The 15,900-nt window shown below is 42.4% G+C and carries 13 protein-coding genes; 4 read left to right on the top strand and 9 right to left on the bottom strand.

Features of this window, described 5'->3' with window-relative positions:
• Positions 1–14 precede the first annotated feature (14 nt).
• The 3 genes from ACGF63_RS12450 to ACGF63_RS12440 all read left to right on the top strand — a co-directional run bounded on the left by ACGF63_RS12450 (position 15) and on the right by ACGF63_RS12440 (position 2,186).
• The gene (locus tag ACGF63_RS12450; protein WP_387631136.1) at positions 15–179 is read left to right on the top strand and encodes a hypothetical protein; all 165 of its coding nucleotides are present in this window, start codon (positions 15–17) and stop codon (positions 177–179) included.
• A 181-nt stretch (positions 180–360) separates the two neighbouring features.
• On the top strand, positions 361–1,659 hold the full coding sequence (gene darE, locus ACGF63_RS12445) for a darobactin maturation radical SAM/SPASM protein DarE (RefSeq protein ID WP_387631133.1): 1,299 nt from the start codon (positions 361–363) through the stop codon (positions 1,657–1,659).
• Positions 1,656–2,186 (top strand): GNAT family N-acetyltransferase, encoded by a 531-nt coding sequence (locus ACGF63_RS12440; protein WP_152962444.1) that lies wholly within the window; start codon positions 1,656–1,658, stop codon positions 2,184–2,186. The genes darE and ACGF63_RS12440 overlap by 4 nt, the downstream gene beginning before the upstream one ends.
• Positions 2,187–2,361: 175 nt before the next feature.
• On the opposite strand, the gene mscS is transcribed toward ACGF63_RS12440, so the two are convergent.
• Together mscS and ACGF63_RS12430 are read right to left on the bottom strand one after the other, a co-directional pair.
• The gene (gene mscS, locus ACGF63_RS12435; RefSeq protein ID WP_387631128.1) at positions 2,362–3,234 is read right to left on the bottom strand and encodes a small-conductance mechanosensitive channel MscS; all 873 of its coding nucleotides are present in this window, start codon (positions 3,232–3,234) and stop codon (positions 2,362–2,364) included.
• Positions 3,235–3,368: 134 nt separating this feature from the next.
• Positions 3,369–3,740 carry a YacL family protein gene (locus tag ACGF63_RS12430; RefSeq protein WP_036842808.1) on the bottom strand — a complete coding sequence of 124 codons (372 nt, stop codon included), beginning with the start codon at positions 3,738–3,740 and terminating at the stop codon, positions 3,369–3,371.
• A 163-nt stretch (positions 3,741–3,903) separates the two neighbouring features.
• Here ACGF63_RS12430 and ACGF63_RS12425 point away from each other — a divergent pair, with 163 nt between their 5' ends.
• Complete coding sequence (locus ACGF63_RS12425; RefSeq protein ID WP_036842804.1) at positions 3,904–4,203, top strand: Dabb family protein; 300 nt, start codon at positions 3,904–3,906, stop codon at positions 4,201–4,203.
• Between the two features lie 425 nt (positions 4,204–4,628).
• Here ACGF63_RS12425 and acnB read toward each other — a convergent pair whose 3' ends face one another.
• From acnB to ACGF63_RS12390, 7 genes are all read right to left on the bottom strand, one after another.
• Positions 4,629–7,226, bottom strand: coding sequence for a bifunctional aconitate hydratase 2/2-methylisocitrate dehydratase (gene acnB, locus ACGF63_RS12420; protein WP_036842801.1), 2,598 nt, complete (start codon positions 7,224–7,226; stop codon positions 4,629–4,631).
• A 446-nt stretch (positions 7,227–7,672) separates the two neighbouring features.
• Positions 7,673–9,100, bottom strand: coding sequence for a dihydrolipoyl dehydrogenase (lpdA, locus tag ACGF63_RS12415; RefSeq protein ID WP_387631209.1), 1,428 nt, complete (start codon positions 9,098–9,100; stop codon positions 7,673–7,675).
• A 207-nt stretch (positions 9,101–9,307) separates the two neighbouring features.
• Positions 9,308–10,903 (bottom strand): pyruvate dehydrogenase complex dihydrolipoyllysine-residue acetyltransferase, encoded by a 1,596-nt coding sequence (gene aceF / locus ACGF63_RS12410; RefSeq protein WP_152962447.1) that lies wholly within the window; start codon positions 10,901–10,903, stop codon positions 9,308–9,310.
• A gap of 13 nt (positions 10,904–10,916) precedes the next feature.
• Complete coding sequence (gene aceE / locus ACGF63_RS12405; protein WP_036842795.1) at positions 10,917–13,580, bottom strand: pyruvate dehydrogenase (acetyl-transferring), homodimeric type; 2,664 nt, start codon at positions 13,578–13,580, stop codon at positions 10,917–10,919.
• A 188-nt stretch (positions 13,581–13,768) separates the two neighbouring features.
• Entirely contained in the window at positions 13,769–14,533 is a 765-nt protein-coding gene (gene pdhR / locus ACGF63_RS12400; protein WP_152962448.1) for a pyruvate dehydrogenase complex transcriptional repressor PdhR, read from the bottom strand.
• A 489-nt stretch (positions 14,534–15,022) separates the two neighbouring features.
• Positions 15,023–15,391: a hypothetical protein gene (locus tag ACGF63_RS12395; protein ID WP_036842791.1), complete on the bottom strand. Its 369-nt coding sequence runs from the start codon at positions 15,389–15,391 to the stop codon at positions 15,023–15,025.
• 47 nt (positions 15,392–15,438) lie between these two features.
• On the bottom strand, positions 15,439–15,711 hold the full coding sequence (locus ACGF63_RS12390) for a hypothetical protein (protein ID WP_036842789.1): 273 nt from the start codon (positions 15,709–15,711) through the stop codon (positions 15,439–15,441).
• Positions 15,712–15,900 lie beyond the last annotated feature (189 nt).

Below are 15,900 nucleotides of genomic sequence, written 5' to 3'. Positions count from 1 at the left end.
AATGGGGTTTATATATGAACATATCCATAAAAAATCACGATGCTAAATTACCCCCTCAAGGGGAAAATAACATAAAACAATGTAAAAACAGAGATAATGATAGAGAGATTAATAATAACAGAGATAAATCAGAATACGAAAACTATCCTGAACTTTCTCAATGGACTTATAGATTCTAAATAATAATAATGTAATTTAAACAATGGCATTGGTAGTCAGTACTTATACTCAAGACTAATCTAATTAGCGCTATTTTATTTCTCATTTTCAATTCTCAATACTAATGTATTGTATATATTAATAGCTTCACACAGTCTGAGGAAAAACCATCTACAACAATAATACTTAAAAGAGGCTAAGATGAACGAAAAAATAGAAGTAAGAAACATAGATGTAAATAGCGATATGAGTGCTAATTACACTAAAAAAAGATCTAAAATCCCTTATGAGCTATATGCATATGAAGATATAAAGAAAATTCCAATCCAAGATATCCTTTCTGATGAGGAAATAGAAATTTATGAAAATGAAATGCGGAAAAAAATAGAAGTAAAGCCGTTAGGATCTAATAAACTTGTTGTTGTTACCAAAGCGACCAGATTATGCAATTTAAGGTGCTCCTACTGCCATTCATGGGCTGAAGGGAAAAATAACACAATGAGTTTTAGTAGCTTAGTTGCCATAACTAAAAGGCTCCTTGATATTCCTGATTTAATTAGAGTGGAATTTGTATGGCATGGTGGTGAAGTTACAAGATTAAGACCAGAATTTTTCATAAAATTCATTTGGTTGCAACAACATATTAAGAGAGACAACCAATTTATCACTAATGCGATACAAACAAATGCTGTAAATATAAGTGAAAAATGGATCTCATTGATAAAAAGATTGAAGATTAGTGTTGGAATAAGCCTTGATGGTCATCCCGAGATTAATGATAGCAGAAGAGTTGATCTAAAAGGTGTCGGTACTTCTAAAAGAATAGAGAAAACAATACAAACATTCAGAGATAACAACATTAAATATGGGGGGCTAGTTGTTGTTGATCGACTTATACTTGAATCAAATAAAAAAGAACTATTAGACTATTTCGCAAGAATAAACCTCAATGATCTCGTTTTCCTAGATATAGTTCCAGATAACAGGTTACTTCCTGGAGAATATCCAGGTGACAGTTATATCAATTACTTCGAATACATGGACTTCCTCTCAGAACTATTCCTGATCTGGTGGAAGGAATATAAAGACACAATTAACATTCCTTTGTTTAACTCATTCGTTGGTGTTTTAAAAGGTGCTAACAATGTTCTGATGTCATGTTATTGGTCAGAAAAATGCCATCAAGAAGTTGTTACAATTGAGCCAAATGCAACTGTATCTGCATGTGACAAATACGTCGGGAGTGAAAATTTTTACTATGGATCATTGCTGGATAGTGATTTAAAAACATTACTAGATAATTCTTTACATTATGAAAAATCAGAAAAAGAAGAAATTGATAATAATAACAACATGGAAAAATGCCAATGGTTTCATCTATGTCACGGTGGGTGCCCACAAACAAGAATAACTAACAGGAAGCACAATAAAATGTATTCAGATACATTAGCATGTTGCGGAACTGACAAGCTACTTAATACAATCTCAGGGGCTTTATGATGGAAAATCATAATAAAAATACTAACTTTAATGAAAACGAAATGAATAAATTCACTTTTGTAGAATCAAAATTAAGCAATGAAGAAGTCATTGATATACATGATATAATGACGAACTCAGGAGAGGTAAGACCTATTGGATACTTTAAGTTATGCCAACATGAAATTAAAGAATCAAAGAGAATAGTGCTAATATGTCGTCATAATACAGAGTTTGTAGGAATGGCACACATTCTCTTGATATCTGAGCGTACATCATTTAATGACATGGGAATAATTGAACTCCATGACCTCTGGATTAACCCAAAGTGGAGGAGAAATGGCATAGCACTTCACTTCTCTCGCAAGTTAGAGGAAATTTGTCATCAGCGACTTAACGTAAAAAAGGTTGGCTTGGCTATACAACTCTATAAAAATAATGAGTATATTTTACGACTCTATATAAAAGTTGGGTATAAACCCATCGATTTGCAATTAGATGGTACTAATACTGTATTATGGATGACAAAAGAAATTGAGCTTTGTTGAATGACTGATACCGGACGATTAGAGTCTATCCCAATGGCTCACATTTTGAAGTAACTCAATCCGGTTAGAGCAATCGCAAAACTAATAAATCGCCAACCGGACTGGGTTATACCAATAATAACGCCAACATCGACACCTCAACATATGCGAAGAGGATCGTAATAATAATCAGACTCTAATCGTTCATCCTATTCTGCGCCACAACCTGATTTTGATGTAAATAAACATCCATTTGCGGGTAAGGAATACCGATATTGTGTTTATCCAATGTACGTTTAAAGTTTTCCATCAAATCCCAATAAACGTCCCAAGCATCACCATTGGTCGTCCATACACGCACAACAAAATTCAACGAAGAAGGTGCCATTTCATGCAAACGGATTGTCACGCCGCTATCATGCTGAATACGACTGTCTGCCGCAATAACATCACCCAACACTTTTTTGACTTCATCAATATCCGCATTATAGGCAACACCGACCATTATTTGCGTCCGACGATTCGGTTCACGACTGGTATTAATCACATTATCTGCAATAATTTTCCCATTCGGGATAACAATAATTTTGTCATCGGCTGTACGCAATGTTGTAGAGAAAATCTGCACCTGAACCACAGTACCTTCAACTGCGCCCAAAATAACATATTCACCGGCACGGATTGGCCGGAACGCCACCAACAACACGCCTGCGGCAAAGTTGGATAAAGAACCCTGTAAAGCCAAACCAACGGCTAAACCCGCAGCACCGATAACCGCAATCACCGAAGCTGTCTGAACCCCTAATTTGCCCAAAACAGCAATAACCGTGAACGCCATTACCGAATAACGGACAATCGCAGCCAGAAAATCTGACACAGTTATATCAATGCCACGCAACGACATAACTCTTTTCACACCTTTGCTGATTAATTTTGCCGCCATCAATCCCAATACAAGGATCAGAACAGCAGCAACCATATTGACCAGATACTGAATGATTAAGTCCTGATGATTAATAAACCAGCTTGTAGCCTCATTAATACCACCAGACAGACTGATATCTTCCATTAAAACCACCTTGATTATTTAGCTATTCAACTATAATTAACAAAATTACCTAATTGCTATTCTTCATAGCAGGTATCGATAGCAAGAAAAAAACCTATCGCGCCAGAAAATTATTCTGGTTTATATACAAATGATTACCAGTCGTTTTTTCGCAAAATAAAATCCCGATAATCGGACAACATATCAATAAAATCCTTGGTACCACAAAAAGCCAGACTCTCATTATCGTAATAACTCATGCCCTCTTCCATCTCATCAGTTTCAAACTCAAGCTGATTAGCACGAACCATAACTTCTTCGTCATCCATTAGCAGCGTATATTCATGACCCACAAGTTGCCATTGGCGTTCACTGCCCTTGATTTCAGCCAGCGCTGTGGTGATCTTATCCAGCACAGTCAAGTCACCTTTAACCTCTTCATTCAGCCACTGACCAATAGCTTCGTGATCCATTGAGAATCGGCTAGTCACCTGTCCAGTGACACCCAGCAAAAATTCGTAGTCCATCATTACCTCCGGTGCGTTCTCTTCATTAATAATATCTCAGGGAAACAAAAACAGCAAAATCGAACGTTTTGCCTCTGATTGATGAGATACATTCAAGAATATTGCAATACAGCTATTTATTTTCTATCTTGTCTGGAGAAAAAAACACTTTCAGGAACCATGTATGATACGGCATATCCTTTTGTTAAAATTCACATCCGATATAAAAGAACAACAATTAGCGGCGATAAAAGAGGCCTTTATTTCCATACAGCATCAAATCAAAGGTATTTTTTCTGTTGAGTGGGGAAATAATATCAGTAGTGAAAACAAGAACAAAGGTTTTACACACGCGGTCACAATGACATTTTATGATCATAAAACTCTTTCAAACTATCTGTCTCATCCAGCGCATGACAAACTAAAAGAGCTCATTATGGATTCTATCGAGGATATCGTAGTCTTTGATTATGAAGTAGCCTAGATAATCTTAAGGAAAGTATTTACATCGCCAGAAAATAACGATTTACTAATCAGTGATCGACGTAACAAATATTGCTTAATGCGATTAACCCTGTTAAATGTTTTAATATAATCTCATGTTTTTGTTATTGGATTAATCCTGTCATTTTATCAAATTGTTAATCGACTTAAAGTTCGTTTTTCCTAATGTTTTCTCTTCCAATATCGGTATAACATCGAATTTTTTACCTGCTTTAAAAAACCCTTAATCACTTATTTTTACCTTTAATGATTAAAGTTTTTACCTGTTTTTTCATGATACGCTTACCATTTTTTCCAGATTTTAAAACCATGCTGACAGATAAAAAACGGCTTTTTTTAACAACTGTCTTTGAAATGGGAGGTTTTTACCTCCCATGTTTTACGAGTAATTGCAATATACCAGAATTACACCGCAGTTTGGAATATCACATCATCCGCTTTTTCAGTGTATTGATTCAATTGGTCAAAGTTGAGATAACGGTAAGTATCTTCTGCTGTCTCATCAACTTTATCCATAAATTGCTGATATTCTTCTGGCGTAGGCAGACGTCCCAACAGAGAAGCCACCGCAGCCAGTTCAGCCGATGCCAGATAGACGTTCGCTCCCGTTCCTAAACGGTTCGGGAAGTTACGGGTTGAAGTAGAAACCACCGTTACACCGTCAGCAACACGTGCCTGATTACCCATACACAAGGAACAACCCGGTATTTCAATCCGTGCCCCACTCTTACCAAAGATGCTGTAATAACCCTCTTCAGTGAGTTGAGCCGCATCCATCTTGGTTGGTGGAGCAACCCACAAGCGAGTTGGCAATTGGCCTTTATGCTGATCCAATAATTTACCGGCAGCACGGAAGTGACCAATGTTAGTCATGCAAGAACCGATAAAGACTTCATCAATTTTGCTGTTAGCCACATCAGACAGTAAACGCGCATCATCTGGATCATTCGGTGCACACAAAATTGGCTCTTTGATTTCAGCTAGATCGATTTCGATAACCGCAGCGTATTCCGCATCAGCATCGGCTTCCAGCAATTGAGGATCTTTCAGCCAGCTTTCCATGCCCGTTACACGACGTTCCAGTGTACGGCGGTCACCATAACCTTCAGCAATCATCCATTTCAGCAATACAATATTAGATTGCAGATATTCGATAATCGGCGCTTTATCCAGTTTAATCGTACAACCTGCCGCAGAGCGTTCTGCCGAAGCATCCGCAAGCTCAAATGCCTGCTCAACTTTCAGATCTGGCAAACCTTCGATTTCAAGAATACGGCCAGAGAAGATGTTTTTCTTACCTTTCTTCTCAACGGTCAGAAGACCTTGCTGAATCGCATAGTAAGGAATTGCATGTACCAAATCACGTAAAGTGATACCGGGCTGCATTTGTCCTTTAAAACGAACCAGCACAGATTCAGGCATGTCCAAAGGCATTACACCCGTCGCAGCCGCAAACGCCACCAAACCAGAACCTGCCGGGAAGGAAATACCTATCGGGAAACGGGTATGAGAATCACCACCCGTACCTACGGTATCAGGCAACAACATACGGTTTAGCCATGAGTGAATGATGCCGTCACCCGGACGCAGGGAAACACCACCACGGTTCATGATGAAATCCGGCAGAGTATGGTGAGTAGTGACGTCAACCGGCTTAGGATAAGCAGCCGTATGGCAGAATGACTGCATCACCAAATCCGCAGAGAAGCCCAAGCATGCCAGGTCTTTCAGCTCATCACGGGTCATTGGACCGGTAGTATCCTGAGAACCAACGGAGGTCATTTTAGGTTCACAATATTCACTCGGACGAATACCCACAGTGCCACATGCCCGGCCAACCATTTTCTGAGCTAAGGAGAAACCACGGTTACTTTTCTCAACCGCTTTCGCCTGACGGAATACATCACTTTGCGGTAAGCCAAGTGACTCACGAGCCTTACTGGTTAAACCACGACCAATAATCAGTGGAATACGACCACCCGCGCGAACTTCATCCAGCAACACATCGGTTTTCAGTTCAAATTCAGCCAATAATTCATTGGTTTGGTGATTGCGTACTTCGCCTTTATAGGGATAGATATCAATCACATCACCCATATTCAGCTTATTAACATCTATTTCAATGGGCAATGCACCAGCATCTTCCATGGTATTGAAGAAGATTGGCGCAATTTTACCGCCCAAAACAACGCCACCACCGCGCTTGTTTGGCACAAATGGGATATCTTCGCCCATAAACCACAGCACTGAGTTAGTGGCTGACTTACGGGAAGAACCGGTACCAACCACATCGCCTACATAAGCCAACGGGTGGCCTTTCTTATTCAGTTCTTCAATCTGTTTGATTGGGCCAACGATGCCAGCTTGATCAGGTTCTATACCTTCACGGGCATTTTTCAGCATAGCCAGAGCATGCAATGGAATATCAGGACGTGACCATGCATCCTGCGCAGGAGATAAGTCATCCGTATTTGTTTCACCAGTCACTTTAAATACAGTTACTGTGATTTTTTCTGCCAGTTCAGGACGTCCCAGATACCACTGCGCATCCGCCCAAGAGTGCATAATTTGTTTGGCTTGTGGATTACCGGCTTTCGCTTTTTCTTCTACATCATAGAAGTTGTCAAACATCAACAAAGTATGAGAGAGCGCTTTAGCTGCAATGGGAGCCAGTTTTTCATTATCCAGAGCATCAATCAGGGGATGAATGTTATAACCACCCTGCATAGTTCCAAGCAGTTCAACCGCTTTTTCTGGCGTGATGAGCGGTGAAGTGGTTTCACCTTTTACAATGGCGGCAAGAAAACCGGCTTTTACATATGCCGCTTCATCAACACCAGGGGGAACACGGTTAATCAGTAGATCTAACAGGAAATCTTCTTCACCTTTTGGTGGGCTCTTCAGTAACTCAACCAGCGCCGCCGCTTGCGTCGCGTCCAATGGCTTAGGGACGACACCTTGGGCTGCACGCTCGGCTACGTGCTTGCGGTATTCTTCTAGCACGACTTTCTCCTCGCTCTCATTGTCATTTATCTACCCGGCTGTCTGCACCCGCCTTAGAACCTGTATCATCAGGCTATTGTGTTTTCGCAACAATAACGCAACGCCCACTGGGACAGGCTGTTAGTTATGGTTCCGGGTGCCAGGTCAGAGGATTGCCGGCATAACCTAATCAGTTCAAGTTATGCCGAGCTTCGGGCACCCAGCATACCAAAATTTGAATACGATGTTAATTCGTTCACATAAAAGTAACATTAACTGATAGTAATATTCTGAATTAGCAGTAGATAACGCTATTAAAGCAGATTATTCCGCTAATTTTTGCCAGTAGCACCCACAAAAACCACACTTTTTATGCCCTATTTTTTTGAACAGGTCATACCAGGAATAAAAAAACGGCTTCCATAAATGAAAGCCGCTTAGTTGATTACATCAGGCAATTTAAGAAATTATTTCTTTTTCTTTGCCTTAGCATTTGGCAAGTCAGTAATACTGCCTTCAAAGATTTCAGCCGCCAGACCGACAGATTCATGCAACGTTGGGTGAGCATGGATAGTCAACGCGATATCTTCTGCATCACAACCCATTTCAATTGCCAGACCGATTTCACCCAGCAGTTCACCACCGTTAGTACCTACAATGGCACCACCGATAATACGGTTACTTTCTTTATCGAAAATCAGTTTGGTCATACCGTCAGCACAATCAGAAGCGATCGCACGGCCAGAAGCAGCCCATGGGAAGGTCGCTGTTTCATAGCTGATACCTTGCTCTTTCGCTTCTTTTTCAGTCAGGCCAACCCATGCAACTTCTGGTTCAGTGTAAGCAATGGATGGGATAACTTTTGGATCGAAGTAGTGTTTCTTACCAGAAATAACTTCAGCCGCAACGTGGCCTTCGTGAACACCTTTATGCGCCAGCATTGGCTGACCAACGATGTCACCGATAGCAAAAATGTGCGGTACATTGGTACGCATTTGCTTATCAACCTGGATAAAGCCACGGTCATCAACTTCAACACCCGCTTTACCCGCATCCATCATCTTACCGTTAGGTACACGACCGATAGCAACCAGAACCGCGTCATAACGCTGTGGTTCTGCCGGTGCGTTTTTACCTTCCATCGTGACGTAGATACCCTCTTCTTTGGCTTCTACTACAGTCACTTTCGTTTCCAGCATCAGGTTGAATTGTTTGCTGATACGCTTGGTGAATACTTTCACCACATCTTTGTCAGCCGCAGGAATAATCTGATCCAACATTTCAACGACATCAATCTGAGAACCCAGAGCGTGGTAAACAGTTCCCATTTCCAGACCGATGATACCGCCGCCCATCACCAACAAACGCCCAGGAACCGTTGTCAGCGCCAGTGCATCGGTAGAATCCCATACGCGAGGGTCATCATGAGGGATGAATGGTAATTGGATAGGACGGGAACCTGCGGCAATAATGGCATTATCAAAATTAATCGTTGTTGCGCCACCTTCACCTTCAACAACCAGCGTGTTAGCACCGGTAAATTTACCAACACCATTAACAACTTTAACTTTGCGGCCTTTAGCCATACCAGCCAGACCACCGGTCAGCTGATTGATAACTTTTTCTTTCCAGACACGGACTTTTTCGATATCGGTTTTTGGCTCACCAAAAACGATACCGTGATTTGCCAGAGCTTTAGCTTCTTCAATAACTTTTGCTACATGAAGCAATGCCTTAGAAGGGATACAACCCACGTTAAGACAAACACCACCTAAGGTAGAGTAACGTTCCACCAGGACGGTTTCCAAACCTAAATCCGCGCAACGAAAAGCAGCAGAATACCCTGCTGGACCTGCCCCAAGCACCACAACCTGGGTTTTAATTTCAGTACTCATCATGACCTCTTAATTGTTTGTCCGGCGGGTCAGACGCCAAAAAACGATATATTCCACCGGGACCTACACACCGCGAGCAGTTTACAGAATTGTTAATAACCTGAAAAGCGCGTTAACGTGACAGAACTCGCAACAAACCAACCAGATGCAAGCGGTTTCCCTGCCACAACAATAACAATCAGGCCGGCACATGGCCGGCCTTTGAGATTACATCACCAGACGACGGATATCGCTCATTGCATGATTAATAAATGTAATGAAACGTGCACCATCAGCACCATCGATCACTCGGTGATCGAAGGAGAGTGACATAGGCAACATCAGGCGTGGTACAAACTCTTTACCATTCCAGACCGGCTTCATGGATGAACGGGATACGCCAAGGATAGCCACTTCCGGTGCGTTAACGATTGGCGTAAATGCTGTGCCACCGATACCACCCAGGCTTGAAATAGTAAAGCATCCACCCTGCATATCAGATGCAGTCAGTTTACCTGCGCGGGCTTTCTTAGACATCTCTGTCAGCTCGCGGGATAAGTCAATGATGCCTTTCTTATTGACGTCACGGAACACCGGAACCACCAAACCATTAGGTGTGTCAACTGCCACACCAATGTTGATGTATTTTTTCAGCGTCAGTTTCTGACCATCTGCCGAGATAGAGCTGTTAAAACGCGGCATCTCTTCCAGCGCTTTTGCTACCGCTTTCATGATGAACACCAGTGGGGTAATCTTCACGCCAAGCTGTTTCTTCTCAGCTTCCTGATTCTGCTGTTTACGGAAGTTTTCAACCTCAGTGATGTCTGTTTCGTCGAACTGTGTAACATGTGGGATCATCATCCAGTTACGGCTCAGGTTAGCACCCGAAATTTTCTGGATACGACCCAGTTCAACTTCTTCAATTTCACCAAATTTGCTGAAATCAACTTTCGGCCAAGGCAACATACCCGGCAGACCGCCACCGGCTGATGCAGGCGCAGATTCAGCACGTTTAATCGCGTCTTTCACGTAAGACTGAACGTCTTCACGCAGAATACGGTTTTTACGACCTGAACCTTTCACTTTAGCCAAGTTAACGCCGAATTCACGCGCCAGACGACGGATCACCGGCGTTGCGTGAACATAAGCACTATTTTCAATGAAATCGTTTTTATCTTCTTCTGCAAAGCTGCTTCTGCTCTCCAGAACAGGAATAGCTTTCTCAGGTTCAGCCACTGGAGCCGGAGCAGAAGCCACAGGTGCAGGTGCTGCACCCACCACTTCGAATACCATGATCATAGAACCGGTATTCACTTTATCACCGGCCTTGATTTTAATCTCTTTAACCGTACCGGCGAACGGTGCCGGTACTTCCATAGAGGCTTTATCGCCTTCTACGGTGATCAGTGACTGCTCTGCTGTAACCGTATCGCCTTCTTTGACCATCACTTCGGTCACTTCAACTTCATCACCGCCGATATCGGGTACATGAACATCTCTGGCCGCAGAAACCACAGGTTCTGGTTCTGCCATACGAGAGGATAATGGTATCGCCACTGATTCTTCAGCAGGTGCAGCGTCTACAGCGCCCTCTGCGGAAGCAAAAATCATAATCAGCTTGCCGGTTTCAACTTTATCGCCAACCGCAACGATGATTTCTTTAACAACACCCGCCTGAGGGGATGGAACTTCCATCGAAGCCTTATCACCTTCTACCGTGATCAGCGATTGTTCAGCTTCCACTGTATCGCCAACTTTCACCATGATTTCGGTGACTTCAACTTCATCTGCACCGATATCCGGTACGTTGATTTTGATAGTCATTGATCTTTACCTCTTATGCCAAACGCGGGTTAACTTTTTCTGGATTAATGTTGTATTTCTTGATTGCTTCTTCCACAACATTCACATCAATTTCACCACGTTTAGCCAGCTCACCCAGTGCAGCAATTACTACGTAGGAAGCATCAACTTCAAAATGATGACGCAGGTTTTCACGGCTATCGGAACGACCGAAACCGTCAGTACCCAATACGCGGAATTCGCTTGCAGGGATGAAGTTACGAATTTGTTCTGCAAACAGTTTCATGTAGTCAGTAGAAGCCACTGCCGGTGCTTCATTCATGATCTGAGCAACATAAGGTACGCGTGGCGTTTCTGTTGGGTGCAACATATTCCAACGTTCACAATCCTGACCATCACGCGCCAGTTCAGTGAATGAAGTGACGCTGTACACATCAGAACCCACACCATAATCGTTAGCCAGAATCTGCGCGGCTTCACGAACATGACGCAGGATAGAACCAGAACCTAACAACTGAACTTTACCTTTGCTACCTTCCAGGCTTTCCAGTTTGTAGATACCTTTACGGATACCTTCTTCTGCACCTTGTGGCATCGCTGGCATGTGGTAGTTTTCGTTCAGCGTGGTGATGTAGTAGTAAATGTTCTCTTGTTTCTCACCATACATACGCTCCAAACCGTCATGCATAATCACAGCCACTTCATAAGCAAACGCCGGATCGTAAGAGATGCAGTTAGGAATAGTCAGAGATTGAATGTGACTATGACCATCTTCGTGTTGCAGACCTTCACCATTCAGGGTCGTACGACCTGAAGTACCGCCGATCAGGAAGCCACGAGCCTGTTGGTCACCGGCTGCCCAGCACAGGTCGCCAATACGCTGGAACCCGAACATAGAGTAGTAGATGTAGAACGGAATCATTGGCAGGTTGTTGGTGCTGTAAGAAGTCGCCGCTGCCAGCCATGATGAACCTGCACCCAGTTCATTAATACCTTCTTGCAGGATCTGGCCTTTCGCGTCTTCTTTATAGTAAGCCACCTGCTCACGGTCCTGCGGAGTATACTGCTGACCATTAGCGCTGTAGATACCAATCTGACGGAACAGACCTTCCATACCGAAGGTACGCGCTTCGTCGGCAATGATTGGAACCAGACGATCTTTGATTGACTTGTTCTTTAACATCACATTCAGTGCACGAACAAAAGCGATAGTGGTAGAAATCTCTTTGTTTTGTTCTTCCAGCAATGCACCAAAATCTTCCAACGTTGGTAGTTCCAGCTTCTCTTCAAAATGAGTACGACGGCTTGGCAAATAACCACCAAGCGCTGCACGACGTTCATGCAGGTATTTATACTCTTCAGAGTCTTTATCGAAAGTCACATATGGCAAGTTTTCGATTTGCTCATCAGCAACAGGGACATTGAAACGATCACGGAAATGGCGAACGCCTTCCATATTCATCTTCTTAACCTGATGAGCAATGTTTTTGCCTTCAGCCGTATCACCCATACCGTAACCTTTGATGGTCTGAGACAGGATAACAGTTGGTTTTCCGGTGGTTTCCTGCGCTTTTTTCAAGGCAGCAAATACTTTCTTAGGATCGTGACCACCACGGTTCAGCGCCCAAATCTGATCATCAGTCATATCTTTGACTAATTCTGTCGTTTCTGGGTAACGGCCGAAGAAATGCTCACGGACATAAGCACCATTTTTGGATTTGAACGTCTGGTAATCGCCGTCCAGAGTTTCGTTCATCAGTTGGATCAATTTGCCGCTGGTATCTTTACGCAGCAACTCATCCCAACGCTCACCCCAAAGAACTTTAAGAACCTGCCAGCCCGCACCGTTGAAGATACCTTCCAGCTCGTTAACGATTTTTCCATTACCCGTAACCGGACCATCCAGGCGTTGCAGGTTACAGTTGATAACAAATACCAGATTATCCAGTTTCTCACGGGTTGCGATAGTAATCGCACCTTTAGATTCCGGTTCATCCATTTCACCGTCACCCAGGAATGCGTAAACGGTTTGCTTGGAGGTATCTTTCAAACCACGGTGTTCCAGATATTTCAGGAATTTAGCCTGGTAGATAGCACCAATTGGCCCCAATCCCATTGAAACCGTCGGGAATTGCCAAAATTCAGGCATCAGTTTTGGATGCGGATAAGAAGACAGACCGTTACCATGAATTTCCTGACGGAAATTATTCATCTGCTCTTCAGTCAGGCGGCCCTCAAGGAAAGCACGCGCGTAGACGCCCGGAGAGATGTGACCTTGGAAATAAACCAAATCACCGCCGTCATTTTCATTACGGGCACGGAAGAAGTGGTTGAAACAAACTTCATACATAGTTGCTGAAGACTGGAATGAAGCCATATGACCACCTAATTCCAGATCTTTTTTGGATGCCCGCAAAACAGCCATCACAGCATTCCAGCGAATAGCAGAGCGAATACGGCGCTCCAGCTCCAGGTTGCCAGGGTAAGCAGGCTCATCCTCAACAGCAATGGTGTTGATATAATCGCGGTTAGCAGCACCTGCCGCAACATTCACGCCACCTTTACGTGCTTCGTTTAATACCTGATCAATCAGGAACTGGGCACGTTCAACACCCTCTTCACGGATGACCGATTCGATCGCCTGTAACCAGTCGCGAGTTTCGATCGGATCCACGTCATTTTTCAAAATGTCTGACATGGTGTATTCCTTATCTGTTATCTGTTTCTAATGATTGTTTTGGAGCCTATCTTCCCGTCATACCCTTTGACGTTCAGCCGGTCATGACTGGAAGATAGGCCCTCACTGTTGTTGCCGCTAGCGCCCTCAGTAAAGGGACTCAACTTAGCTGTACAGACGCAGCAAACTCAAGATCTACACAGCTAATTCTATTCCTGATGCTGTTGAAGACGTCGTAGTGATCGCTCTCGGCGGGTATGCTCACGGCTGAGATCCAATAAAACATCTTCAATAAAGGCTAAATGGCGGTGGGAAGCCTCACGGGCTTTCTCTGGTTGCCTCGCCATAATAGCTTCAAAAATTTTCGTTCGATGATCGCTGACCGCAGTCAGCGTTTCCCGACGGGTATACAGAAACTCAAAATTTTGCCGGATATTTTGTTCCAGCATAGGTACCATGCAGCGCAATAAATGAAGGAGAACCACATTATGTGCCGCTTCGGTAACAACAAGCTGATATTGCAGAACAGCATCGGACTCAGCATTAACATCACCACTTTGCTGTGCTTGTTGAATAATCAGGTGATGTTCCCGAATGCGTTCAAAATCTTCGTCAGTTCCACGCAATGCCGCGTAATAGGCTGCGATACCTTCCAAAGCATGGCGGGTTTCAAGGAGATCAAACTGAGATTCTGGGTGACCAGCCAGCAGTTGTGCCAATGGATCACTGAAACTTTGCCATAGGTTACTCTGGACAAATGTTCCCCCACCCTGACGGCGAAAGAGAAAACCTTTGGATTCTAACCGTTGAATAGCTTCGCGCAGTGAAGGGCGTGACACATCAAACTGTTTTGCCAACTCACGTTCAGGCGGCAATTTCTCCCCTGGACGTAAAGATCCTTCAAGGATGAAATGCTCGAGACGCTGCTCAATCACATCTGATAATTTTGGTTGGCGGATTTTGCTATAAGCCATATTTACTGTAAGCCAGTTAATGGAGAAACATTGCTTCGGTCCCTGCCGGAGTCAATTGGTAATACCAATTTAAATTACAGGGCCATAAAAGTAACAAAGTATTCACCAGCTGTCCATAAAGACCTTGAGCTAAATCATAAAAACCTGCAAATTTTAACAATTTTTTTTAAAAATTAGCAAAAATCGATAACTAATAGGCTAATAAATCCTCTGCAATGATATTTTAACCTAACCTTTTGAAACGTATAAATAGATATAATGAATCGTTACAGCAAAGAAATAGTTGAGTATTTATTTAAAAAGTATAGATACCAAATCATCACTTATTGACTTTAAACACAACGACGATTCCATTAGATTATAAATGTAGCTCAAATCAGCAAAACGGAATGGCTAAAACCTGTGATCAGAAAGGAATATTTGCAAAATATGTGAGGAACCACCAGCAAAAGTCCTACATAACTCTTGCTGATGGAAAAACGTACTATATTAAAACCAATAGCGGGTTTCTTCATGCCACCCTTTTTTATGCATACAGGAGGAAATGACCCAACGCCTTGCAGATTCATTTTTATCCCAACGATTAACTTCAGCTTTTGGCACAATAATGTAATTCCCACAAGATTTGTCTTCCTTCTCGTCCTTATTTACACAAGGGAGATGTTGCTTCTCGAAAGAATGAACAACTTCGCTGGTCCAGTCTGGTGAAAAACGAGAATAACCTATTTCTCTACATTCAGCGTAGTCCCTGTCTCTCTCAAACTGAGTTGCTCCTGGTTTTTCCCACGATGTACAACCAGTTAATAAAGTAAATAATATAATTAAAGAAATAATGGTGATTTTTTTTATGGAATTCATAAAAAATGCCTCAAATAAAACTAAAGAAAATAATCAGGGAAACTAAATTAGAATTTAAAAGTTCCCCTAATACGGTAACTCTCTTTTTCAAAAGATGGCCTTCCACCAGATTGTATAATTTGTCTGTCTTGGATTGATGTGTTTTTATCAAAATCAGGCACAGGATGCGGGGTATTGACTTTGACTTCTTCACCCGAAATTATATCTTTAACATTACATTCAAGATAACCACAGGTTGAAATATAAGCATCACTTAACTGTGGTGTGGAACATCCCGTAATCACAAATATTGATAATAAAGCAATGAGAAATTTATTCATTCTTAACATCCTTAATTTTCCGTATATATTATAAAAATTTAACTTAAATAAAAAACCATATAAAAAGAGAGATTACTTCTTACGATCGAGTAAGTAATATCTACATATGCATTTTATCTTTCTGGCATTCCATGGGATATCAGAACAATATTTCCCTATAGAGTAAAATATCCCTTCATTACTGGAAAA

It is taken from the genome of Photorhabdus sp. RM322S (assembly GCF_042879395.1).
Lineage (GTDB): Bacteria > Pseudomonadota > Gammaproteobacteria > Enterobacterales > Enterobacteriaceae > Photorhabdus > Photorhabdus khanii.
The sequence above is the reverse complement of the archived record's forward strand: the minus strand, read 5'-3'. Positions and strand labels throughout refer to the sequence as shown.

Bases quoted from the DNA above. Each gene is read 5' to 3' on its own strand.
- ACGF63_RS12395 (WP_036842791.1), bottom strand. From the start codon at position 15,391: ATGAATTCCATAAAAAAAATCACCATTATTTCTTTAATTATATTATTT.
- ACGF63_RS12450 (WP_387631136.1), top strand. From the start codon at position 15: ATGAACATATCCATAAAAAATCACGATGCTAAATTACCCCCTCAAGGG.
- darE (WP_387631133.1), top strand. From the start codon at position 361: ATGAACGAAAAAATAGAAGTAAGAAACATAGATGTAAATAGCGATATG.
- pdhR (WP_152962448.1), bottom strand. From the start codon at position 14,533: ATGGCTTATAGCAAAATCCGCCAACCAAAATTATCAGATGTGATTGAG.
- ACGF63_RS12440 (WP_152962444.1), top strand. From the start codon at position 1,656: ATGATGGAAAATCATAATAAAAATACTAACTTTAATGAAAACGAAATG.
- ACGF63_RS12430 (WP_036842808.1), bottom strand. From the start codon at position 3,740: ATGGACTACGAATTTTTGCTGGGTGTCACTGGACAGGTGACTAGCCGA.
- ACGF63_RS12390 (WP_036842789.1), bottom strand. From the start codon at position 15,711: ATGAATAAATTTCTCATTGCTTTATTATCAATATTTGTGATTACGGGA.
- lpdA (WP_387631209.1), bottom strand. From the start codon at position 9,100: ATGAGTACTGAAATTAAAACCCAGGTTGTGGTGCTTGGGGCAGGTCCA.
- aceF (WP_152962447.1), bottom strand. From the start codon at position 10,903: ATGACTATCAAAATCAACGTACCGGATATCGGTGCAGATGAAGTTGAA.
- aceE (WP_036842795.1), bottom strand. From the start codon at position 13,580: ATGTCAGACATTTTGAAAAATGACGTGGATCCGATCGAAACTCGCGAC.
- ACGF63_RS12425 (WP_036842804.1), top strand. From the start codon at position 3,904: ATGATACGGCATATCCTTTTGTTAAAATTCACATCCGATATAAAAGAA.
- mscS (WP_387631128.1), bottom strand. From the start codon at position 3,234: ATGGAAGATATCAGTCTGTCTGGTGGTATTAATGAGGCTACAAGCTGG.